This is a genomic window from Pseudomonas sp. NY15356, assembly GCF_048068175.1.
GTDB lineage: Bacteria > Pseudomonadota > Gammaproteobacteria > Pseudomonadales > Pseudomonadaceae > Aquipseudomonas > Aquipseudomonas putida_K.
Window position 1 is genome coordinate 53,348 of sequence record NZ_JBLUPW010000002.1, and the last position, 21,177, is coordinate 74,524.

Here is a 21,177-nt window from a genome sequence, read left to right on the forward strand (position 1 = left end):
AGGCCTACCGACGCGGTTGCTGGAAGGTGCGCGGCGGTAACCCGAACTCGCGCTTGAACATGGCGGTGAAGGCGCTGGGCGTCGAATAGCCGGCATCGAGCGAAACCTCGAGGATGTTATGGCCTTGGGCCAACCTGTCCAGGGCGATGAGCAGGCGTGCCTGCTTGCGCCAGGTCCCGAAGCTCATCCCGACGTCTTCGTGGAACCAGCGCTGCACGGTCTTGATGGTGACGCCGAGTGCCTCGGCACATTCGGCCAGGCCCCAGTCGAGTGTTCGGTTCTGCACCAGGTCCCGACACAAGGCTTGCAATCGCTGTCCCTTCGGGCGCGGCAGGTAGATGGCCGAGGTCCCTGCCCCTGCCAGCTCCTCGAGCAACAGCTCGATCAGCCGCGCATTGCGGCTCCCCTGTGCAATCTCGACCCCGATGGTCGATGCCTCGATGATCAGTTCCCTCACCAGGTTGGAAATCCTGTACACCGTGCATTCGCCTGGCATGCCCGGGGTGCGCTGGGGCTTGAAATAGAGCGTGCGGATGCGCGTGGCGCCGAGGGTGCGGGTCCAATGGGCGATCTCTGCCGGAATCCACAATCCATGGTTGCACGGCACGACCCAGCAGCCCTGGTTGGTATTGACCACCAGAGTGCCCTGGGTCGTGTAGAGCAACTGGCCGTGGGTGTGGCGATGGGTGTCGATGTGAGTCCCGTCAGCCAGGTCCAGGGCCAGCGTGGCAATCTCCCGGTCGGGCGGCAGGAAGTGTTCGGTGGCGATCATTGAGGTAAGCCTGAAGGTAAGCGCGTATTTCGGATCGCCGGAGCGCCGCGATGGGCTGCCTGCAAGGATGTCCATGATTCGACGATCAACGTCCATCAGTCGTTAGACGGAAAATGCCCCAGCTTAGCATCATGGCTGCCTCCCTCCTCTACCTGATGTGCCGCCCACCATGACCAGCTCGTTAGCCACCTCCACCGAACTCACCCTCGAGGCCGTTGCACAGCTCAAGCGTATTGCCGACTCGCTGGAGCGTGCATTCCCACCAGCAACAGGTCCGGCCTTCGATGCCGGCGCGATCGCCTACCAATGGCAGTACCGTGCCAGCCAGGGGAGGATGCGGGCCCAGCTGGTGCCGGTCAGGCGCCCGACGCTCATCGCCTTCGAGCAGTTGCAGAACGTCGACCGCCAGAAGGCGTTGATCCGCCAGAACACCCAGCAGTTCCTGGACGGCAAGCCGGCCAACAATGTGTTGCTGACCGGCGCCAGGGGCACGGGCAAGTCCTCCCTGGTCAAGGCGTGCCTGAACGAGTTTCATGCCCGGGGGCTCAAACTGGTGGAGATCGACAAAGAGCACATCGGCGACCTGCCCGAAGTCATCGAGCTCGTCAGCCAACAGCCCGGGTATTTCATCCTGTTCTGCGACGACCTCTCGTTCGAAGAAGGCGATATCGGCTACAAGCGCCTGAAGACCGCGCTGGACGGGTCGGTGGCGGAGCACTCGTCGAACGTGCTGATCTATGCCACGTCCAACCGCCGGCACCTGATCGCCGAACGGGCCTCGGACAACCTATCCATGACCCGCGGGGAAAACGGCGCCCTGCACCCTGGCGAGGAAGTAGAGGAAAAGGTGTCGTTGTCGGAGCGTTTCGGGCTCTGGATTTCGTTCTATGGCTTCTCGCCGGACGAGTACCTGAACGCTGTCGATCAATGGCTGGGCGCCTATGGCGTTCCAGAGCATGCACTGGAACAGGCCCACCTGCAGGCGACCCGCTGGGCCACCCAGCGCGGCTCCCGTTCCGGGCGCATCGCCGCGCAGTTCGCACGGGACTATGCCGGGCGCTGGAACCAGGAAACGGTATAAGGTTCGGTTCAGATCCCCTGGAGTCTGTGGTCCATGGACAATTTCGTGATTATTTCCGGCTGCTCGGGTGGCGGCAAGTCCACGCTGCTGGCGCAGCTCAAGCGACGCGGCCATGCTGTGATCGAAGAGCCCGGACGGCGCGTGGTGCAGCAGCAAGTTCGCGACCAGGGCCAGGCGCTGCCCTGGCTCGACTTGGTCGGCTTCCTGCGCAGGGTCATGGACATGGCCCTGGCCGACTACAGGTCGGCTGCGCAGAACAATACGCAGTGGGTGTTCTTCGACCGTGGCGTGATCGATGCCGCCGCGGCCCTGGAGCGCCTTACGGGCGAGCCCGTGCTGGCGGCCGTGGCCGAGTCCTGCCGTTATCACCGGCAGGTATTCCTCACGCCGCCTTGGCCAGAGATCTATGTGCAGGATGCAGAGCGGCGCCACGGCATACAGGCTGCGCTGGAGGAATACGAGCAGTTGCAGGGCGTCTATCCTGCCCTCGGCTACCAGGTATCGCTGCTGCCCAAAACCCCTGTCGCCGAACGCGCCGACTTCCTGTTGCGCACGTTGGCTGGCCACTGAAACACAGCCTCGAACGACAGCCTGCCCCAGAATGGCTGGGTACAACGGACCATCGCCTTCATGCGCACCAACCTAAGCGGTACTCACGTCACATCTCGACCTGGGTACCCAATTCGATCACCCGGTTGAGCGGCAACTGAAAGTACTTCAGGTTGCTGTTGGCATTCTTCAACAAGAACGCGAACAATTGCTCGCGCCACCGCGCCATGCCCATACGCCGGGTGGCGATCACCGTCTCGCGGCTGAGGAAATAGGTGGTGCGCATTGGGCTGAAGTCCAATCCTTCACGCTGGCACAGGCTCAAGGCCAGTGGTACATCGGGCTCCTCGATGAAGCCGAAATGCAAGGTGACACGGAAGAACCCTTCGCCGAAGGCTTCGACCTGACAGCGTCTGTCGGCACTGACCCGTGGCTCGTCCTCCGACACCACGGTCAGCACCACCACCTGCTCGTGCAGTACCTGGTTGTGCAACAGGTTGTGCAGCAACGCATGCGGCACGGCATCGGTACGGGCACACAGGAACACCGCCGTGCCCTGCACACGATGGGGCGGCTGGGCCTGCAGGCTGGCGATGAACAAATCCAGCGGCAACGCCGCTTCGTCCAGGCGCTCGACGATGATCTTGCGCCCGCGCTTCCAGGTGGTCATCAGGATGAACAGCGCCACCCCGGCGACAACCGGAAATGCACCGCCCTGGAGGATCTTCGGCGCATTGGCGGCGAAATACAGGCTGTCGACCAGCAGGAAGCCCAGCAACATGGGAATGGCCAGCCAGCGCGGGGTTTTCCAGGCCAGCAGCACCACCGCGGACGACAGCAGCGTGGTGATCAGCATGGTGCCCGTTACGGCCACACCGTAGGCCGCCGCCAGTGCGCCCGAGGACTCGAAGCCGATCACCAGCAGTACCACGCCGACCATCAATGCCCAGTTCACCGTACCGATATAGATCTGCCCCTGCTCCTCGCTGGAGGTGTGCTGGATGAACATACGCGGCACATAGCCCAGCTGGATGGCCTGGCGCGTCAGCGAGAAGGCGCCGGAAATCACCGCCTGGGAGGCAATGATGGTGGCCAGCGTGGCCAGGGCGACCATCGGCAGCAATGCCCAACCGGGGGCCAGCAGGTAGAACGGGTTGCGCACCGCCTCGGGGTTGCCGAGAATCAGCGCGCCCTGCCCGAAGTAGTTCAGCACCAGCCCCGGCAGCACCAGCATGAACCACGCCCGGGCGATGGGCTTGCGACCGAAATGCCCCATGTCTGCATACAATGCCTCGGCGCCGGTCAGGGCCAGCACCACCGCCCCCAGGATGGCCACGCCCACGCCTGGGTGCAGGACGAAGAAACGCACCGCCCAGGCCGGGTTGAGCGCCTGCAGCACCTCGGGGCGTTGCACGATCCCATGCACCCCCAACGCCCCCAGCACGACGAACCACAGCACCATCACCGGCCCGAACAGGATGCCGATGCGCGCGGTCCCGTGCTTCTGGATCAGGAACAACCCCACCAGCACGATCAACGAAAGCGGCACGACCCAATGCCCGATCCCGTCGAAGGCAAGCTCCAGCCCCTCCACGGCCGAAAGCACGGAAATGGCCGGGGTGATCATGCTGTCGCCATAGAACAGCGCCGCACCGAACAGGCCCAGCAGCACCAGCACTCGGCTCAGCTGCGGATAGGGCGCCGCGGCCCGCCGCGCCAGCGCGGTCAGCGCCATGATGCCGCCCTCGCCCTGATTGCTGGCGCGCAGGATGAACAGGACATACTTGATCGACACGACCCAGATCAGCGACCAGAACACCAGCGACAAGACCCCGAGCACGCCTTCCGGGGTGGGCTGCACGCCGTAATGCCCGGCGAACACTTCCTTGAGCGTGTACAACGGGCTGGTGCCGATGTCGCCATAGACCACACCAGCAGCGGCGACGAGCAGGCCAAGGCCTGTGGTTTTCGAAGAAGGGGAATGATTCGCAGCAGTCGCGGCTTCGCTCACGGATGACTTCTCTGGGCAGACGGTAAACCGCGCACAGTATCGCTTCCCGCCATGAGCCTAGGCGTAAAAAGAGCGTAAAAAACGCGGGTTCATCCCGCTGCTGAACGGTACCGCTTCACTCGGTACATCTCGCCATCGGCACGGCTAAGCAAGGTATCGGCGTCCTCGCCATCGCCCGGGTAGCAGGCCACACCGATGCTGCAAGACGGCATCTTCAACCCGCCAAGCTCGCCGCCCGGCGGCTCGGCCATGGCGGCGAGGATCTGCTCGACCTTCTCGTAGACGGCGCCTGGGGCATCAAGGTCCGTCAACAACACGGTGAACTCGTCGCCGCCCATCCGCGCCACGGTATCGGTCTCGCGCACGCAGCCCTCCAGGCGCCGGGCGACCTCGCACAGCACCCGGTCGCCCGTGGCATGGCCGTGAACATCGTTGATGCCCTTGAAGTCATCGATATCGAGGAACAGCAACGCCAGGGTGCTGCCGTGGCGGCGCGCCGCGCGCAGGGCTGCGTCCAGGCGCACATTGAACACCGCGCGGTTGGTCAGCTTCGTCAGCGGGTCGTGGTGGGCCAGGAACCGCAGCTCCTCCTCGGCGTGGGTCAGGGCCGTCACGTTGCGCGCAACGCCGATCCGCGCACCCACCTCCTCCGACCAGGAAGCCGCCCACAGGATGTGCACGATAGCGCCATCCTTGCGAATGTAACGGTTACGAAAATCGATGTGGGGGTGGCCGTTCATGATGCGGATGATCGACGCGCGAGTCGCCGCCAGGTCGTCCGGGTGCATGTATTGGGTGATGGGCGTGCCGACCAGCTCCTCGGGCCGGTAGCCCAGCAGCGCCTGGCAGGCATCGCTGACGAACACGATCTGGTTGTCCCGATCGACCACGAAGACCGTATCCAGCATCAGGTGGATCAGCCGTGGGTACAGCGCTTGCAGGTCAACGGGCATAGGGCGGCGGGGTCCGGTTATACGGGCTTGAGCATAGCCCGACGGCGAGGGTGTGTGTGTTTCTAGTGCATGTGCCAAGGCGACGTCAAGCCGACGCCAACGCCTGCAATCGGGTGCCGTGAGCGTTTCGGTGATGATGGCTGAGCGAAGCGGTGGCGGTGCCCTCTGGGGCCCTATGGCTCAATGGCGGCGAGCCTGCGCCCGGTGCAGGCCTTCGTGCCCCCAAAACAGACGAGAACAACAAGATGACTTGCACACCCCGCCTGCTGCCCCTTTTGCTCTCCATAGGCCTTGCCAGCGCAAGTGCCCCGGGCCTGGCCCAGGTCAGCGCCGACGAAGCCGCCCGCCTGGGTAACGACCTGACCCCAATGGGGGCCGAGAAAACAGGAAATGCCGACGGCAGCATCCCGGCCTGGACCGGCAAATGGCGCGGTACGCCGCCCCATGTCAGCTTCGCCGGCACCGGGCACAAGCGCCCCGACCCCTATGCCGGGGAAAAACCGCTGTTCACCATCACCGCGCAGAACATGGCCGAGCATGCCAACCGCCTGTCCGACGGGCAGAAGGCCTTGTTCAAGCGCTACCCGCAAACCTATCGGATCGTCGTCTACCCTAGCCACCGGGATTTTCGCTATGCGCCGGAGGTGGAGCGCAACATCCGCTACAACGCCCTCAATGCGCAGCTGGTCAATGATGGTTACGGCGTGACCAACGCCTACGGCGCCTCGCCGTTCCCGATTCCGAAAAACGGCTATGAGCTGATCTGGAACCACAACCTGCCCAGCCGCGCCTGGAAAGAGGAAGCCACCTACCTAATGGCGCTGACCCTCTCCAACCAGAACCAGGTGTTCGAGAAGGTCCGCTACCAGATCCTCTCGCCTTGGGACAACCCCAGCGGCGAAGCCGAGACCTACGACGGCATACAGGCCTACGCGATGATCAGTACCCTGGAGCCGACCCGCAAGAAGGGCGAGATCATCCTCACCAACGAATTCAGCAACCCGGTCGCCCAGCCCCGCCAGAGCTGGCAGTACATCCCAGGTACCCGGCGCGTGCGCCGTGCGCCCACGGTCGGCTATGACACACCCTATGGCGTGGGAGGCTTCCGGGTGATGGACGAGGACCGCCTGTTCAACGGCGCCCCGGACCGCTACCAATGGAAGCTGGTAGGCAAGCAGGAGATGTACATCCCCTACAACAACTACACGCTCGACGACCCCGACCAGCCCCTGGACACGCTGCTCACCGAGCACGGCCACCTCAACCCCGATGCCGTGCGCTATGAGCTGCATCGTGTCTGGGTGCTGGAGGCCGAGCTGCGCCCCGGAAGCCGGCACACGTATGCCAAGCGCCGTCTGTACCTGGACGAGGACAGCTGGACCGCCGCCCTCGCCGACAACTACGACGCCAAGGGCCAGCTCTGGCGCACCAACGTACAGACGTCGGTCTACGCCTATGAAGTCCAGGCCTTCCACGCCCGGGTCGCGGTATTCCACGACCTGATCGCCGGGTCCTACCTGGTGGACCGCCTGGTCAACGGCATGGGCGCCACCGCCCGGCTCAACGATGCGCGCTTCGATGCGGGCTATTTCTCCGCCGGCAACCTGCGCAAGCTCGGTCAGTGAAACCGTGCGGCCCCGGCCAGGCGATGGAAGATCGCCTGGCCGGGGCCGCTTTCTTTTTCATGCAACAGGCCTGGTGGCGAGTCAGTCGCCGTCCACCACCCGCAACACCAACTTGGCCTTCGCGCCGCCATGCTGCAGCAGGTCGTGGGCGTGGGCCACCTGCTCCAGCGCCAGGGTCTGGATACGTGGCGTGCGTACCTGCCCAGTGGCCAGCAAGGCAGCGATGCGGGCAAGGTTGGCGCCGCTGGGCATCTTGCTGTAGGTAACAGCCGTGCGCAGCCCGCGCTGGGCCGCCGCACCATGGTCAGGGCCGGCATCGCCTACGGCCAGGGTCAGGATCGCCACCAACAGCCCGCCAGGGCACAGCATGTCCAGGGCGCCCGGCAGGCTGGCGCAGCCCACGCAGTCGAGGATCAGGTCCACGCCTGCGGGCGACCACTGCTTCACGACGGCCAGGATGTCCTGGGTGCGGTAGTCGATCGCCTGGTCGCAGCCCAGCGACTCGACATAGTCCAGGTTCTGCCCACTGCAGGTTGCCACGACGTGCGCCCCGGCGGCTTTGGCGAGTTGGATGGCGAAGGTCCCGACAGCCCCTGCCCCGCCATGCACGAGCACCTTCTGCCCGGCCTGCAACCCACCATCGTCGAACAGCCCGGCCCAGGCCGCCAAGGCCGGGGTCGGTACCGACGCCGCCTGGGCGAAGCCCAGGCCCTCAGGGATGGGCACGACAGAGTCCTGCCTCACGCAGCAATACTCGGCATAGCTACCCCAGTTACCGGCTCCCACATCACTCTGCGCGAACACCCGCATCCCGGGGGTGAAACCTGTAACGCCCTCACCCACTGCCGCTACGGTCCCAGCCAGGTCGAAGCCCAGGACGAACGGGAACCGATAGGTCAGAAAGCCCCCCAGGTAACCTTCGCGGCACTTCCAGTCGGCCGGGTTGACCCCGGCGCAATGCACCCGCACCAACACCTCACCAGCCCCCGGCAACGGCTGCTCGAGTGTCGCGAGCCGCAACACCTGCGAGCTTCCCAGTTGATCGATCACTACAGCACGCATAGCAACACCTCTTTCAGAACAACTCATAACTGATTGTTTTTGCGGGCCCATTGTGGGAGCGGTGCTCACCAATGGTTCGCTGCGTGACGGCGCAGCCCGTTTTCAGAAAATTTGTCATGCGTTGTGGTCCAGAAGATGGGGACGCGTCAGTAGGCTGCCGGGCAAGGGGCAGAACGCGTGGGATATGGCCTCGACGGCCCACTCGGGGCATTCCGGGTCGAACCAGCGATCCACCCAGCCCCAGTGGAAGGGGTGAGTCAGGTATTCCCCCTGGAGATCTTCCAGGCGGGCGAACTCCTGCTGCCAGACATGGGTCCAGCGGCCCGGTGAGCGGACCCGGCTCAATTGCCAGTTGCCGATGCCCTTCATGTAGGCAGGCATGCGCAGCAGGTCCCGTTCCAGGGCTTCGACGATGGCTGGGCTGCGGCCCTCACGCAGACGAAACAGCAAGGTGCGCCAGGTGCCGTCGCGCAGCCCGGGAGCTCGCTGGCCGCCGGCCACGCGCTGATAAGCCACCCGGTCTACCTGGGCGACGCCGGTCAGTTGCGATAGACAAGCCTCGGCGTCCGCCTGGAAGGCACTGCTGGCAAAGCACAGGTCCAGGGTGAAATCACCGCTGCCCCAGCTGCCGGGCAGGTTTTGCCCCAGGTTGAAGAAAACCAGGCCCGGCAGGGCCTGCAAGTGAGGTCGCAGATGCCTCTCCAGGGTGCTGGCTGCAAAATCCGGTGCCAGGTACAGCTGCGCGGTTTCATGCCACATCGTCATGCTCCTGCGCAGTGCTCAAAAGGCTGGCCTGCGTCTCCCAGCACATGCCGGGCACGCTGTCGGCACAGGCCATCGACAACGCTCCAGAACGCCAGCACTTCGGCACCGGCGCCCAGGCGCATGCCGTAGTAGCCCCACACATCGGGCACCTGCCATAACAACCAGAGGCGGTTGGCCTCGCCAGCCACAGCCACCGGCGGTGACACCCAGCGCTGCAGCAGGGTCAGCCCACGGGCGACGCTGTGCGGCAGGTAGAGCTCGTCCAACGCCTCGAGCACCGTTGGGAGCTGCTGGGGCTCGAGCAGGATTTCATCGAGGATCTGGATCACGACTTGCCGATCCTCCGTTCAGGTGACAGGCTGGTGCGATTCGACAAGCGAGTGAGAGCAAGGCCCATGTTCCGGGTACTCCGCGAAAGTTGCAGGGTTCGCCGCGGTTTCAGCGCTGGCTTGCCCTCCATTGAGCCATAGCGGCCGGGGGCAGACCGCCACAGGTTCGATCACCCACCACCACCAAAACGATCAGCAGGCGAGGTTGATGATGGCGTTGCGTTCCACAGCACCGGTTCGCGTTCCCCAGGGCCTGGATACCCGACTGTTGGCGGAGCTGCAGCGCCACAAAATCGCCCTGGAGCCGCCGCCATCGGCCCTGCTGTCCTCGGCGCAGCGCTTCGTCGCCCTGTATCGCCAAGCCATCGAGCAGTTGGAGGCGAAAGTCGCCCAGGGCGAAGGGCAACCGCCGATGCGTAAGGCTGAGGTCGACCTGATGTGCCGTTGCTTGCTCAGTTGCGGGCACCTGGACGAAGCCATTGCCTGCGCCGCGCAGTTCTGCGCCATGCTCGACCCGCGCGCAGGCTGCCTGAGCCTGGAGATACAAGGCGCCACGGCCACCTTCCACATGGACTCGTTGCGCCACAAGCGCAGCAGTGCGGCATGCCTGGTGGACCTGACTGGGCTGTTCTGTTACCTGCAGTTGTTTGGTTGGCTCATCGGGCAGCCGCTACGGCCCGACCAGGTCTTTCTCGCCCACCCCCAGCGCGAGGATGCTGCCCCCTTCCTCGGCCTGTTCGATGCGCCGGTCACTGTCGGCAAGCGCACCTATGGTTTCAGCTTCGATGCCGCACTGCTGTCCCGCCAGGTGATACGCACGCCAGCAGAGCTTGCGCTGTTTCTGGTGGACTTTCCGTTCCGCCTGATCGGTGCGCCCCCCAGCGCAGTGGCGATCACCCAGCAAGTGCGCGGCTTCCTCGATGCGGCCCTGAGCCATGAACAGGAGGTGCCGGCGCTAAGCGCAATCGCCGCCGCGCTGGGCACCACCGAACCGACCTTGCGTCGACGCCTGGCCGCCGAGGGTTCCAGCTACCAGGCACTGCGCCGGCTCAGCCTGTGCGAGTCGGCGCAGCGCTGCCTGCGCGACACCGACTGGACGATAGGCCGTATCGCCGGCCACTTGGGGTTCGCCAGTGAAGCAGCATTTCGCCGGGCCTTCCTCAGCTGGACCGGGATGGCGCCCAGCCGTTATCGCGCCCGACAGGGCGGCGCGAACGGCTAGCGTGATATCACTTTGACAATATGGCTCGGCACATAAACTCGTTCTAGCATTAACAACCTGTCTCCAGCACGCCTGTGCCCATGAGCGGTAGCGCGCACTGTTCATGCACCGAGCAAGACACACGATCACCTGACGCATTGATGCATAAGGTCTGCCATGCGACTTTCAACGTTTATCCTGGACAACATGGAAAGCATCCTGCAAACGTGGGAAGCGTTCGCCAGGTCCGTAGAGACACCGAACCGGGGCTTGAGCGCCAATGGCCTGCGCAACCATGCCGAGTACATCCTGCGCACGGTAGCCCAGGACATGCGCACGCCGCAGACAGAGCAGCAGCAGATCGCCAAGTCCCATGGCCTGGGGCCGTCTTCGAGCCATGAGACCGCCGCCCAGACCCATGCGGTGCTTCGCCTCATCGACGGCTTCACCCTCGACCAGATGGTGTCGGAGTATCGCGCCCTGAGATCGAGCGTCTTGCGCCTGTGGTTGGCACAAGACCCGGCGCAGCACAGCTACCAGGTCGACGACATGATCCGCTTCAACGAGGCGATCGACCAGGCCCTGGTCGAATCGATCGGTGCCTATGGGCAGGAAGTCGAGTCGACACGCAAAACCGTGCTTGGCGTGCTCGGCCATGACCTGCGCTCCCCCTTGACCGCCGTACTCATGGGCTCGGCCCTGCTGACCAAGAGCCCACAATTGAGTAGCCGCGAGAAAGACATCGCGGCCCAGATCGCCGCTAGCGCACAACGGGCGAACCAGATGGTCAAGGACCTGCTGGACCTTGCGCACTGCAACCTGAGTACCGGCATCCCGATCGTTCGCGCGCACACGGAACTGAACCGGGTCTGCAAGGCGGTCATCGAGGAAATCAAGGCTGGCAATCCCGGGCTCGACATCGTGCAGGTCGATGAGCGGACCATCATCGGCGCATTCGACGGCGCGCGGATGTCCCAGGTGTTCTCGAACCTGATAGGTAATGCGGTCCGTCATGGCGAAGCGCGCAGGCCGATCAGGGTCCTGCTTGGCGGCGACGTCGACCGGGTGATCCTCGAGGTGCACAACTTCGGCGAACCGATTCCCGCCAGCGCCCTGCCCTCACTGTTCAGCCCCAAGGCGCGTTACACCCAGTACACGGACAAACAGAAAAAGCCCAGCGGGCTGGGCTTGGGCCTGTTCATCGTCTCGGAGATCGTCGAGGGCCACGGTGGGCGTATCGAGGTGGAGTCCAGCCATGCCCACGGCACCTGCTTCCGGGTGATCCTGCCGGCAGGCTGAGCCAGACGCTTTCCTGTGCCCAATCGCCGGCAAGCCGGCGATTGGACTGCAAGCGCCTCAGTGCACCGAAGCCTTGCGCCATGCAGTCATGACCGTGGCCAGCACGATCAGGGCGGCGCCTGGGCTATTGCGTCAGCGAGCGTGCGCCACCGCACTGGCCCGGGCGCGGTGCAGCTTCTTGTAGCTTTCGACCAGACGCAGATGCCGATCGAGCCCTTCGAGCTTCAGGCTGGTCGGCGTCAGCCCATGGAAGCGCACACTGCCCTGCACCGAACCCAGCACCGCATCCATCCGCGCATCGCCGAACATCCGGCGGAAGTTGACCTCGTAATCGGCCAGCTCCAGCTCATCGTCCAGCGTCACTTCCAGCACCACGTTCAAGGCCTGGTAGAACAGCCCGCGCTCGACGGTGTTGTCGTTGAACTGCAAGAACGCCTCGACCAGCTCCTTGGCCGCTTCGAACTCCTGCAAGGCCAGGTAGATCAGCAGCTTGAGCTCGAGGATGGTCAGCTGCCCCCAGGCGGTATTGTCATCGAACTCAATGCCGATCAAAGTCTTGATGTCGGTGTAGTCGTCCAGCTCGCTGTCCTCCAGCCGCTCGACCAGCGCCTGCAGGGCCGCGTCGTCGAGGCGGTGCAGGTTGAGGATGTCGGCACGGAACGCCAAGGCCTTGTTGGTGTTGTCCCAGATCAGGTCTTCCACCGGGTAGATTTCCGAATAGCCCGGTACCAGGATGCGACAGGCGGTTGCCCCGAGGTGTTCGTATACCGCCATGTACACCTCCTTGCCCATCGACTCGAGAATGCCGAACAGGGTCGCGGCTTCTTCGGCGTTGGAGTCCTCGCCTTGGCCGGAGAAGTCCCACTCGACGAACTCGAAGTCGGCCTTGGCACTGAAGAAGCGCCACGACACCACGCCGCTGGAATCGATGAAGTGTTCGACGAAGTTGTTCGGCTCGGTCAACGCATGGCTTTCGAAGGTAGGCTGCGGCAGGTCGTTCAGCCCTTCGAAACTACGCCCCTGCAGCAGCTCGGTCAGGCTGCGCTCGAGCGCCACCTCGAAGCTTGGGTGGGCGCCGAACGAGGCGAACACGCCACCGGTGCGCGGGTTCATCAGGGTGACGCACATCACCGGGAATTCGCCGCCCAGCGAGGCATCCTTGACCAGCACCGGGAAGCCCTGCTCTTCCAGGCCCTGGATACCGGCCAGGATGCCGGGGTACTTGGCCAGGACCTCCTGCGGCACATCCGGCAGGGCCAGCTCGCCCTCGAGGATCTCACGCTTGACCGCCCGCTCGAAGATCTCCGACAGGCACTGCACCTGCGCCTCGGCCAAAGTATTGCCGGCGCTCATGCCATTGCTCAGGAACAGGTTCTCGACCAGGTTGGACGGGAAGTACACCACCTCGCCATCGGACTGGCGCACGTACGGCAGCGAGCAGATACCGCGCTCGACATTGCCCGAGTTGGTGTCGTACAGGTGAGAACCACGCAGCTCGCCCTCCGGATCGTAGATTTCCCGGCAGTACGGGTCGAGGATCTCTGCCGGCAACGCATCCTTGCGGCCCGGCTTGAACCAGCGCTCATCCGGGTAGTGGACGAAATCGGCGTTGGCGATCTCCTCGCCCCAGAACTGGTCGTTATAGAAGAAGTTGCAGTTCAGGCGCTCGATGAATTCACCCAAGGCCGACGCCAGGGCGCTTTCCTTGGTGACGCCCTTGCCGTTGGTGAAGCACAGCGGCGACTGCGCGTCACGGATGTGCAGCGACCACACATTGGGCACGATATTGCGCCAGGAGGCGATCTCGATCTTCATCCCCAGGTCGGCAAGGATCTGCGACATGTTGGCGATGGTCTGCTCCAGCGGCAGGTCCTTGCCCGGGATGAAGGTGCGGGTGTCGTCGCCAGGGTTCACCATCAGCAGCGCCTGGGCGTCGGCGTCCAGGTTCTCGACTTCCTCGATGATGAACTGCGGCCCGGTCTGCACCACTTTCTTGACCGTGCAACGGTCGATGGAGCGCAGGATGCCCTGACGGTCTTTCTCGCTGATGTCGGCCGGCAGCTCGACCTGGATCTTGAAGATCTGGTTGTAGCGGTTCTCCGGGTCGACGATATTGTTCTGCGACAGGCGGATGTTATCGGTGGGGATGTTGCGCGTGTTGCAGTACACCTTCACGAAGTACGCCGCACACAAGGCCGACGACGCCAGGAAGTAGTCGAACGGGCCAGGGGCCGAACCATCACCCTTGTAGCGGATGGGCTGGTCGGCCACGACCGTGAAGTCATCGAACTTGGCTTCAAGACGAAGGTTGTCGAGAAAGTTGACCTTGATTTCCATGCGGGAATACCGTGATAAAAAGCAGAACAAAATGGCTGCCATTATCCGGGTTTTGCGGCGAAACGGCTAACCTTTCATGCCTCCGGGCAACCCGTGCCCGGAGGCATGCCTGGGTCATTCCAGCAACTGTTCCAGGCTCGGGTCGCGGATCACCCGCTGCATCGGCTGCGGCTCGGCATGGCCGGGCTTGGCCATCTTCAGCTTCATGCTCGCGACCTTGGCACAGGCGTTGGCGCCGTCGGCGTAGATGCCGCTCATGTCACATTTCCATTGGTAGAAGTTCACCAGGCCGCCCGACATCTGCAGGCTGTAGTCGGTGCTCTGGGTGCCTGCCGTGAACGGTACCCCCGCCGGGATGTTCTGGAACCATTTCATCCACTCATCCGCCCCCACCGCTGGCGGGTTCGCCTGGAACAGTGGATTCATGATCGCCACCTGGGGCGCCTCGGCGGTCATGTGGCAGCTCAGGCAGGAGCTGTTGGGGTTGTCCACCGGCCCGTTGAGCCGGCCGTTCCAGCCCAGGTGGGTCGGCGGCAACTCCTGGGTGTCGGCGTTGATCGCGGTCTGCTGCAGCGCGGGGTTGATCTTGGTGACGGTCGGCTCCGGGTTGGTGTGGTCATTGCTGGTGACCTGCGGGTCGTTGCCCCACATGATGCCCACCGGCACCAGGTTGTCCCAACCGGCCTTGCCGGTCTTGGCGCCGTTGTACTGGAATGTACCGAACAGCCAGCCGGTGTCGCTCATGCGGGTATCGCGCACGGCGATGTCCATCTGGATGAGCGCCACCTCCTTCACCTGGCGGTTGGCGGACTGGAACGTCTCGGTGATATAGCCCTGCCACAGCACCGGGTTGGCGAGGAACGGCACCGTGCTGCGGTCGATATCAGCGAACAGCGCCTTGCACACCACGGTGCCGTTGGCGAAGCTGTTGGGCTTGGAGGTGAAGCTCGGGTCGGGGTTCTGCGGGTCCTTCCAGACCTGGCCGAGGGTGTAGGCGCCGATGTCGTTGTAGATACCCACCGCGTAGGTCTGCCCGGTCGCGGTCTGCCCCGCTGCCAGTTGCCTGGCCTGGATCTGCGCTTCCTTGGTCAGGCCGTGAATTCCTTCGCGCCCCAGCGGCCCGTAGTGCTGCCAGGGCATGTGGTACCAGTTGCGCACCTTGTTGTTCTGCACGTACCAGTCGGCCTCGACGTTGCCTTCCAGGCAATAGGCCTTCGCCGCGTCCATGTAGGCGCGCCAGGTCTCGAAGTTGTTGTCCGGTTTGCCCGGCAGCAGCTTGAAGAATGCTGGCAAGGTGCCCTGGGGTGGCGTGCTGGGGTAGCTCTGGCTGAGGGTGAAGGTGGGGCCCTTGTAGCTCTCGGGCGGTGCATAGCCATAGTCCGGGTAGGTACCGGCCTGGGCCGCGAGGCTGAACAGGGCGGCCGTCATGGCCAAGGCTGCAGGCTTTCCTTGGAATGGGTTCATCACGGATCTCCTTGATCGCACAAGCCGGGCATCGCTCGGGCCCTTGCCCACCAATGCGGGGCTTCCATCATTGTTGTTGGTGGGCCCTGGCGTAGGCCAAGGCCGGCTTCACGGCTGGGCTGGGTCGTAGGCCTCCTTGGCGGTGCCGCCGGGACGAACGTGGCCGCCCCCCGTGACGAGAACGGGGGCGACCAGAAGGGAAAGGACATGAAGAGACGAGAAATGGCGCATGTCGACTCCTGTCGATCATTGACCGTCTTCCTTGCTAACAGGTGTAGGCCATCCTGGGAAAAGTGCCATCCTTTTCACATCAAACTGTGAGCAGGACCGCAACCGACCGCGGCTACCTCAGAAGAAGCTGCGCTGCGCCTTGAGTGTCACCCTACCTTCGCAATAGCTGTTGATGCCCGCATAGGCGTCGCAGCCGCCGCCGCGCAGGTCGGAGCTGCTGTAGATCAGGTTGAGGTCAATGCCCAGCCAGGGGCGCGAGAGTTCCAAGGACCAATCGTTGAACGTGTCGACATGGCTGCCGTCGCCAATGGTGAAAGGCGTGCCGAGGCGGTGATGGGCAAGCTTGACGGAGACGTCGACATCGAACAGCGGCAACCGGCCGAAATCGGCGAACAACGTGCCGGTATGGTTGCCGGGGTTGTCGCGCAGGGCGCCGCCGAAACGGCTGCCGAATACCGAAATGCCGCCGTACAGCGCATAGCTGTCGCTGTCGGCGAGGTTCGGCTGGCTGTAGTGGATCAACCCGGCCTCCAGGCCCAGGCTGTCGTCGAAGCGCCGCTTGTAGCCCAGGTAGCTGTCCAGGCGCAAGGTCGAGTTGGGGGTCAGGCCCACGCTGGGGGCGTACTGGCCGAAATACCAGCCGCTGGGGTGGCTGAGGTCCAGGCCACCGTGGAAGGCGCCAATGGCACTGGGGGAAATCAGCCCCTGGGCCATGGTGCGTGAAGCGGTCGTTCCCAGCTTGAAGTCGAAGTCGCCCAGTTCGCGCTGGATCTGCTGGGCCAACAGCATGGGGCAGAAAAGCAGCGCCATGCTCGGCACCAGCCAGTGCCTGGTCATGGTCACCGTCCTGGAGTGCCTGCTTTGAAGTGCAAGAGGATAACGGGGTTGGTTGCCTGGGGGAACCGTGGCCATTTGGTCATGCCACGGTGTGTGCCATTCCCAGTTACAGATGCCTTACCTATCTGCCTTGTTCAATGGCCAGCCATCCGCCGCCGGTATTGGCGGGTGCGCAGGGCGTTGCCCCACTGCTGCACCAGCAACGCCCACCAGGGCCAAACCCGGGGATGGCTTGCCTTGCCCCGGCTCAGCCGGCTCAGCTGGAACTTGACGACCGCCATGTTGGCGAGGGAAGCCAGTGCCTTGTTCTTCCAGGTGATCGGCACAAGCTCGGGCGCGCTGGGCTTGCCTGCCAGCCAGTCACGGGGCAATGCGGGGTCGATCGCCAGTGCCGTGCCGATGCCCACCATGTCCACCCCGCTGGCGATCACCTGCTCGGCCACCGGCCGCCGCCGAATGCCACCGGTCACCATCACCGGCAGGGTCGCCACCGCACGAATGTCGCGGGCGAACTCCAGGAAATACGCCTCGCGGGCCAGCGTACGACCGTCCCGGGCTTGCCCCTGCATGGCAGGCGCTTCGTAGCTGCCGCCGGACAACTCCACCAGGTCCACCGCGAGCCCATTGAGCATGCGCACCACCTGCCGGGCGTCGTCGCCGGTGAATCCGCCACGCTGGAAGTCGGCCGAGTTGAGCTTGACCGCTACGGCAAAGCCGGGGGATACCACGGCACGCACGGCCTCGACGATATCCAGCAGCAGCCGGGCACGGTTTTCCAGGGTCCCGCCCCACTGGTCGTTGCGCCGGTTGGTCATGGGCGAGAGAAACTGGCTGAGCAGGTAGCCGTGGGCGGCATGGATCTGTACGCCATTGAACCCGGCCAGTTCCGCCAGCCGCGCCGTGTTGGCGAAACGACCGATGACAGCTTCGATGACCTGCGGGGTCATGGCCTGGGGCGTATTGAAAAGCCTGGACATCGAGCCCAACGTCAACGGTACGGCCGAAGGCGCCCAGGTCGGTTGCCCGAGGTTGGCCTGCATCTGCCGGCCCGGGTGGTTGATCTGCAACCAGAACTGAGCGCCCCGGGACTGCCCGGCTTGGGCCCATTGTCGGAATGCTTCGATGTGCTGGTCATCTTCCAGAACCACGCCACCCGGGCCGGTCATGGCGTGGTTGTCCACCATCACATTGCCGGAAATCAGCAAACCCGCCCCGCCCTCAGCCCAAGCCTGGTACAGGCGGATCAACTGGGGGGATGGAGCATGGGCTGCATCGGCCATGTTTTCTTCCATGGCCGCCTTGGCGATGCGGTTGGCGAGGGTGGAGCCGTTGGGGAGCGTCAGGGGGGCGAACAGGTTCATGGCAAGCACCTCGAAGGAATGGTGCTGCGGACCTTATCCTTAAAGTCAACTTCAAGGTCAACAGGTGCTTTTCGAACCCAGCCCAAGCCCCTGTGAGTCGGCGCTGGTGTCGGCTGTCTTGCCCGCCGCGATGTCCTGACGCAACCGGCCCAGCACCCGTTGCGAGTTGTCTGCGCAGGCCATGCCGTCAGGCTTGCTTTCTATGCCGTCGATCACCAGCAACAGCTGTTCTTTGTTACGGGCCAGGCGCTGTTGCAGTACCTCGATCTCCTCGACCTTGCGCTTGAGACCGGCGAGCAGTTCGTCGTGCGGCCAACCGTTGCTATCGTCAGGCAGCAGATGGCGAATTTCCTCCAACGAGAACCCCGCCGCCTGGGCGCAGGTGATCATTTCCAGCACCCAGACGGCGTCTGCCGCGTAATCACGGTAACCATTGGCCTTGCGTGCGACCGACTGAATCAGGCCACTGGCTTCGTAGAAGCGGATGCGAGAAGGTGCAAGACCGGTAATTTTGGCAAGCTCTCCTATTCTCATGAGGCACCTTGAAAGTGGGTTGACCTTGAAGTGCACTTTAATCCTACAGTCACTCGGCGGCCAAGCCTCTTGACCGGCGTGGCGGCAGCCTGCACACCTCATCACAGGAGACGCGAAATGGGATACGTCACAACGCAAGACGGTGTAGAGATCTTCTACAAGGACTGGGGTCCGCGCGATGCCCAGGTAATCCATTTCCATCACGGCTGGCCACTGAGTGCCGATGACTGGGACGCCCAGATGCTGTTCTTCCTCGCCCACGGCTACCGGGTCGTCGCCCATGACCGGCGCGGCCACGGGCGCTCCAGCCAGGTCTGGGACGGGCACGACATGGACCATTACGCCGATGACGTGGCGGCCGTGGTCCAGCACCTAGGCGTGCAGGGCGCGGTGCATGTGGGGCACTCCACGGGAGGCGGAGAAGTCATTCACTACCTGGCCCGGCATGCCGAGGACCCGGTGGCCAAGGCGGTCATCATCGCAGCCGTCCCACCCTTGATGGTGAAGACTGCCAGCAACCCCGGCGGGCTGCCCAAGTCGGTGTTCGATGACTTCCAGGCTCAGGTTCAGGCCAACCGGGCGCAGTTCTACCATGACATTCCGTCAGGCCCGTTCTACGGCTACAACCGTCCGGGCGCGAAACCGTCCCAGGGCGTGATCCTGAACTGGTGGCGCCAGGGCATGATGGGCAGCGCCAAGGCGCATTACGATGGCATTGTCGCCTTCTCCCAGACCGACTTCACCGAAGCCCTGAAAAGCGTGACCGCCCAGGTGCTGGTGATGCACGGTGACGACGACCAGATCGTGCCTTATGAGAACTCGGGGCCGCTATCGGCCAAGCTGCTGCGCAATGGCACATTGAAAACCTACGCAGGGTTCCCTCACGGCATGCCGACAACCCATGCCGAGGTGATAAACGCCGACCTGCTGGCGTTCATCCGTAGCTAAGCGTTCGCAGCCATCGCGGGCCAAGCCCACAGTGATTTCGCAGGCCTTGAGAGCGGCGCAATCTCGGTGGGAGCTGGCGACAGCCTGCGATGGGCTGCGATGGGCTGCAAAGCAGCCCCAAGCCCTCAAACGGTAGAGCCTTAGACTCAAGGGGCCGCTTTGCGACCCATCGCAGGCTCCGCCACTCCCACAGAGGGGCAGCGGCGCCAGGTTGGCCCTCAGTCCGGAACGGACGCCCGCAGCGCTGCAGCCTTGGCCGCAGGCTGGCTGTTGACCATGCAATACAGCGCCCCCGCCAGGACCAGGCCCACCGCCCAGCTGATGTCCGCCCCCAGCCAGTTGGCGACGAAGCCGGTGTAGAACGACAGCTTCATGAACGGGATGGTGCCGATGATCGACACGGCGTACACCGCCAGCGTGCGGCGATTGAAGCGCCCGTAGCGCCCCTTGGCGTTGTACAGCTCACCGACTTCATACTGGCCGCGGCAGACCCAGTAGTAGTCGGCCAGGTTGATCGCACTCCACGGAATCAGCAGGTAGAGCTGGCCGATCAGGATGTCGGCGAAGAAGGTGTCGAACCGGTACTGGGTGGCGATGGCGATCAACGTCGCCGCGACGGTCAGCAAGGCCATGATCAGCGCCTTTGCCGACGACGTGACACGGCGCAGCTCACCGAAGGCACCGAAGATCGTCACCGTCGACATGTAGGCGCTGTACAGGCAGAGCACGTTGTACTGAATGACGCCCAGCGCAATCACGCCCAGCGCCAGCGGTGCCCAGGGCCCGAACAAGGTGGCGATGGCGGTGGCAGGGTCGTGGCCGAGCGCGGACGGGATGGCGACGGCCAGCAAGGCGCCCAGGGCCATCATGGCGAACGAGCCCAGCGCGCAGCCGCAATAGGTTGTCCAGAACGTGGTGCGGGTGTTCACGTTGGCCGGCAGGTAGCGCGAGTAGTCAGCTACGTAGGGGCCATACCCGAGCGTCCAGGAGGCCGCCTGCGCCACCACCAGGTTGAAGGCAGTCCAGGAGAATCCGCTGCTGAGCGAGGTATTTACCGCGGCCTCGCCGGGGTGCAGCAGGATCAGCACCAGGGCACCGCCGAACACCAAGGTGGACAGCAGGCTCATCCACGCGCCCAGGCGGTGGATCAGCTCGTAGCCGATGAAGCCGATGACGAAGGTCAGCACACCGACCAGGATGATCGCCTGGTCGTCGCTGATCGGCAGCAGCGCCTTCAGGGCGTCGCGCATGAGCACGCCGCTGGCGGCCAGGAACAGCACCGCTGCCGTGACCATCACCAATAATGGAATCGCAGCGCCATGAACGCCGAACTGCGCCCGGCTCTGGATCATCTGCGGCACACCCAGGTGAGGCCCCTGGGCGGAGTGCGCGGCCATGAAGATGGTGCCCACCAGGTTGCCGACCAGCAGGCCGAGCAACGTCCAGGCAAAGCTCAAGCCAGAGGCGATGCCCAAGGTGCCGACCATCAGCGCCGTCACCTGGAAATTGGAGCTGAACCAGATCGTGAACAGCCGCTTGGGTGAACCATAGCGTTCGGCGTGGGGGACGAACTCGATACTTCGCGTTTCCAGCTTCACGGGCGTTTCCTAATTGTTGTTATTCGGCGGATTATCAGCCGGGCAACCGAACGACATTCAGCCTGACGACGAACACCTCATAGCTATCAACGACTTACAGGTGCAGTTCGTCGACTTCACACCGCCATGCGCAAAGCCTCTTGGAGCGGATCGTGCTGCTCCCTGCCATGGCTCTGGAAAGCAGTTTCACCGTCTAGTCCGTTCAGAGGATTCCCACGCC

18 protein-coding genes are annotated in these 21,177 nt (G+C 63.9%); 6 read left to right on the plus strand and 12 right to left on the minus strand.

Going from position 1 to position 21,177, the window contains the following annotated elements; translation table 11 throughout:
* Positions 1-4: 4 nt before the first annotated feature.
* Positions 5-772, minus strand: coding sequence for an AraC family transcriptional regulator (locus ACNFCI_RS02915; RefSeq protein WP_416767375.1), 768 nt, complete (start codon positions 770-772; stop codon positions 5-7).
* A gap of 169 nt (positions 773-941) precedes the next feature.
* Between ACNFCI_RS02915 and ACNFCI_RS02920 the strand changes: the two genes are divergently transcribed.
* Together ACNFCI_RS02920 and ACNFCI_RS02925 are read left to right on the plus strand one after the other, a co-directional pair.
* Positions 942-1,853 carry an ATP-binding protein gene (locus tag ACNFCI_RS02920; protein WP_084858847.1) on the plus strand — a complete coding sequence of 304 codons (912 nt, stop codon included), beginning with the start codon at positions 942-944 and terminating at the stop codon, positions 1,851-1,853.
* A gap of 33 nt (positions 1,854-1,886) precedes the next feature.
* On the plus strand, positions 1,887-2,423 hold the full coding sequence (locus ACNFCI_RS02925; protein ID WP_368829290.1) for an AAA family ATPase: 537 nt from the start codon (positions 1,887-1,889) through the stop codon (positions 2,421-2,423).
* Positions 2,424-2,511: 88 nt separating this feature from the next.
* Here the strand turns inward: ACNFCI_RS02925 and ACNFCI_RS02930 are convergent, their stop codons facing one another.
* Together ACNFCI_RS02930 and ACNFCI_RS02935 are read right to left on the minus strand one after the other, a co-directional pair.
* Positions 2,512-4,413 (minus strand): potassium transporter Kup, encoded by a 1,902-nt coding sequence (locus ACNFCI_RS02930; protein WP_368829291.1) that lies wholly within the window; start codon positions 4,411-4,413, stop codon positions 2,512-2,514.
* 89 nt (positions 4,414-4,502) lie between these two features.
* Positions 4,503-5,366, minus strand: coding sequence for a diguanylate cyclase domain-containing protein (locus ACNFCI_RS02935; protein WP_368829292.1), 864 nt, complete (start codon positions 5,364-5,366; stop codon positions 4,503-4,505).
* A gap of 245 nt (positions 5,367-5,611) precedes the next feature.
* Here ACNFCI_RS02935 and ACNFCI_RS02940 point away from each other — a divergent pair, with 245 nt between their 5' ends.
* Entirely contained in the window at positions 5,612-6,991 is a 1,380-nt protein-coding gene (locus tag ACNFCI_RS02940) for a DUF1329 domain-containing protein (protein WP_368829293.1), read from the plus strand.
* Positions 6,992-7,072: 81 nt separating this feature from the next.
* Here the strand turns inward: ACNFCI_RS02940 and ACNFCI_RS02945 are convergent, their stop codons facing one another.
* From ACNFCI_RS02945 to ACNFCI_RS02955, 3 genes are all read right to left on the minus strand, one after another.
* Positions 7,073-8,053 carry an NADP-dependent oxidoreductase gene (locus ACNFCI_RS02945; protein WP_324812585.1) on the minus strand — a complete coding sequence of 327 codons (981 nt, stop codon included), beginning with the start codon at positions 8,051-8,053 and terminating at the stop codon, positions 7,073-7,075.
* A gap of 114 nt (positions 8,054-8,167) precedes the next feature.
* Positions 8,168-8,812 carry a Dabb family protein gene (locus ACNFCI_RS02950; protein ID WP_368829294.1) on the minus strand — a complete coding sequence of 215 codons (645 nt, stop codon included), beginning with the start codon at positions 8,810-8,812 and terminating at the stop codon, positions 8,168-8,170.
* Between the two features lie 2 nt (positions 8,813-8,814).
* Positions 8,815-9,147, minus strand: a complete 333-nt coding sequence (locus ACNFCI_RS02955) for a hypothetical protein (protein WP_084858854.1) — start codon at positions 9,145-9,147, stop codon at positions 8,815-8,817.
* Positions 9,148-9,355: 208 nt separating this feature from the next.
* Between ACNFCI_RS02955 and ACNFCI_RS02960 the strand changes: the two genes are divergently transcribed.
* Together ACNFCI_RS02960 and ACNFCI_RS02965 are read left to right on the plus strand one after the other, a co-directional pair.
* The gene (locus tag ACNFCI_RS02960) at positions 9,356-10,369 is read left to right on the plus strand and encodes a helix-turn-helix transcriptional regulator (protein WP_084858855.1); all 1,014 of its coding nucleotides are present in this window, start codon (positions 9,356-9,358) and stop codon (positions 10,367-10,369) included.
* Positions 10,370-10,525: 156 nt separating this feature from the next.
* Entirely contained in the window at positions 10,526-11,647 is a 1,122-nt protein-coding gene (locus tag ACNFCI_RS02965) for a sensor histidine kinase (RefSeq protein ID WP_084858856.1), read from the plus strand.
* A gap of 132 nt (positions 11,648-11,779) precedes the next feature.
* On the opposite strand, the gene ACNFCI_RS02970 is transcribed toward ACNFCI_RS02965, so the two are convergent.
* From ACNFCI_RS02970 to ACNFCI_RS02990, 5 genes are all read right to left on the minus strand, one after another.
* Complete coding sequence (locus tag ACNFCI_RS02970) at positions 11,780-13,984, minus strand: OsmC domain/YcaO domain-containing protein (protein WP_368829295.1); 2,205 nt, start codon at positions 13,982-13,984, stop codon at positions 11,780-11,782.
* A gap of 114 nt (positions 13,985-14,098) precedes the next feature.
* Positions 14,099-15,448 carry a hypothetical protein gene (locus ACNFCI_RS02975; protein ID WP_416767379.1) on the minus strand — a complete coding sequence of 450 codons (1,350 nt, stop codon included), beginning with the start codon at positions 15,446-15,448 and terminating at the stop codon, positions 14,099-14,101.
* A 348-nt stretch (positions 15,449-15,796) separates the two neighbouring features.
* On the minus strand, positions 15,797-16,516 hold the full coding sequence (locus tag ACNFCI_RS02980; RefSeq protein WP_324812575.1) for a TorF family putative porin: 720 nt from the start codon (positions 16,514-16,516) through the stop codon (positions 15,797-15,799).
* Positions 16,517-16,650: 134 nt separating this feature from the next.
* Positions 16,651-17,877: an NADH:flavin oxidoreductase/NADH oxidase family protein gene (locus ACNFCI_RS02985; protein WP_368829296.1), complete on the minus strand. Its 1,227-nt coding sequence runs from the start codon at positions 17,875-17,877 to the stop codon at positions 16,651-16,653.
* Positions 17,878-17,934: 57 nt separating this feature from the next.
* Entirely contained in the window at positions 17,935-18,411 is a 477-nt protein-coding gene (locus ACNFCI_RS02990; RefSeq protein ID WP_368829297.1) for a MerR family transcriptional regulator, read from the minus strand.
* Positions 18,412-18,528: 117 nt separating this feature from the next.
* On the opposite strand from ACNFCI_RS02990, the gene ACNFCI_RS02995 reads away from it, so the two are divergent.
* A complete protein-coding gene (locus ACNFCI_RS02995) occupies positions 18,529-19,359 on the plus strand; it encodes an alpha/beta fold hydrolase (RefSeq protein WP_084858862.1) in 831 nt (276 codons plus the stop codon).
* A gap of 218 nt (positions 19,360-19,577) precedes the next feature.
* Here the strand turns inward: ACNFCI_RS02995 and ACNFCI_RS03000 are convergent, their stop codons facing one another.
* Positions 19,578-20,957, minus strand: coding sequence for a purine-cytosine permease family protein (locus tag ACNFCI_RS03000; RefSeq protein WP_084858863.1), 1,380 nt, complete (start codon positions 20,955-20,957; stop codon positions 19,578-19,580).
* Positions 20,958-21,177: the final 220 nt, after the last annotated feature.

What these genes read in the sequence shown, in the direction of transcription:
- ACNFCI_RS02960 (WP_084858855.1), top strand. Translation starts at nt 9,356, where the DNA reads ATGATGGCGTTGCGTTCCACAGCACCGGTTCGCGTTCCCCAGGGCCTG.
- ACNFCI_RS02980 (WP_324812575.1), bottom strand. Translation starts at nt 16,516, where the DNA reads ATGACCAGGCACTGGCTGGTGCCGAGCATGGCGCTGCTTTTCTGCCCC.
- ACNFCI_RS02920 (WP_084858847.1), top strand. Translation starts at nt 942, where the DNA reads ATGACCAGCTCGTTAGCCACCTCCACCGAACTCACCCTCGAGGCCGTT.
- ACNFCI_RS02965 (WP_084858856.1), top strand. Translation starts at nt 10,526, where the DNA reads ATGCGACTTTCAACGTTTATCCTGGACAACATGGAAAGCATCCTGCAA.
- ACNFCI_RS02985 (WP_368829296.1), bottom strand. Translation starts at nt 17,877, where the DNA reads ATGAACCTGTTCGCCCCCCTGACGCTCCCCAACGGCTCCACCCTCGCC.
- ACNFCI_RS02950 (WP_368829294.1), bottom strand. Translation starts at nt 8,812, where the DNA reads ATGTGGCATGAAACCGCGCAGCTGTACCTGGCACCGGATTTTGCAGCC.
- ACNFCI_RS02915 (WP_416767375.1), bottom strand. Translation starts at nt 772, where the DNA reads ATGATCGCCACCGAACACTTCCTGCCGCCCGACCGGGAGATTGCCACG.
- ACNFCI_RS02945 (WP_324812585.1), bottom strand. Translation starts at nt 8,053, where the DNA reads ATGCGTGCTGTAGTGATCGATCAACTGGGAAGCTCGCAGGTGTTGCGG.
- ACNFCI_RS02970 (WP_368829295.1), bottom strand. Translation starts at nt 13,984, where the DNA reads ATGGAAATCAAGGTCAACTTTCTCGACAACCTTCGTCTTGAAGCCAAG.
- ACNFCI_RS02990 (WP_368829297.1), bottom strand. Translation starts at nt 18,411, where the DNA reads ATGAGAATAGGAGAGCTTGCCAAAATTACCGGTCTTGCACCTTCTCGC.
- ACNFCI_RS02935 (WP_368829292.1), bottom strand. Translation starts at nt 5,366, where the DNA reads ATGCCCGTTGACCTGCAAGCGCTGTACCCACGGCTGATCCACCTGATG.
- ACNFCI_RS02995 (WP_084858862.1), top strand. Translation starts at nt 18,529, where the DNA reads ATGGGATACGTCACAACGCAAGACGGTGTAGAGATCTTCTACAAGGAC.
- ACNFCI_RS02925 (WP_368829290.1), top strand. Translation starts at nt 1,887, where the DNA reads ATGGACAATTTCGTGATTATTTCCGGCTGCTCGGGTGGCGGCAAGTCC.
- ACNFCI_RS02975 (WP_416767379.1), bottom strand. Translation starts at nt 15,448, where the DNA reads ATGAACCCATTCCAAGGAAAGCCTGCAGCCTTGGCCATGACGGCCGCC.
- ACNFCI_RS02940 (WP_368829293.1), top strand. Translation starts at nt 5,612, where the DNA reads ATGACTTGCACACCCCGCCTGCTGCCCCTTTTGCTCTCCATAGGCCTT.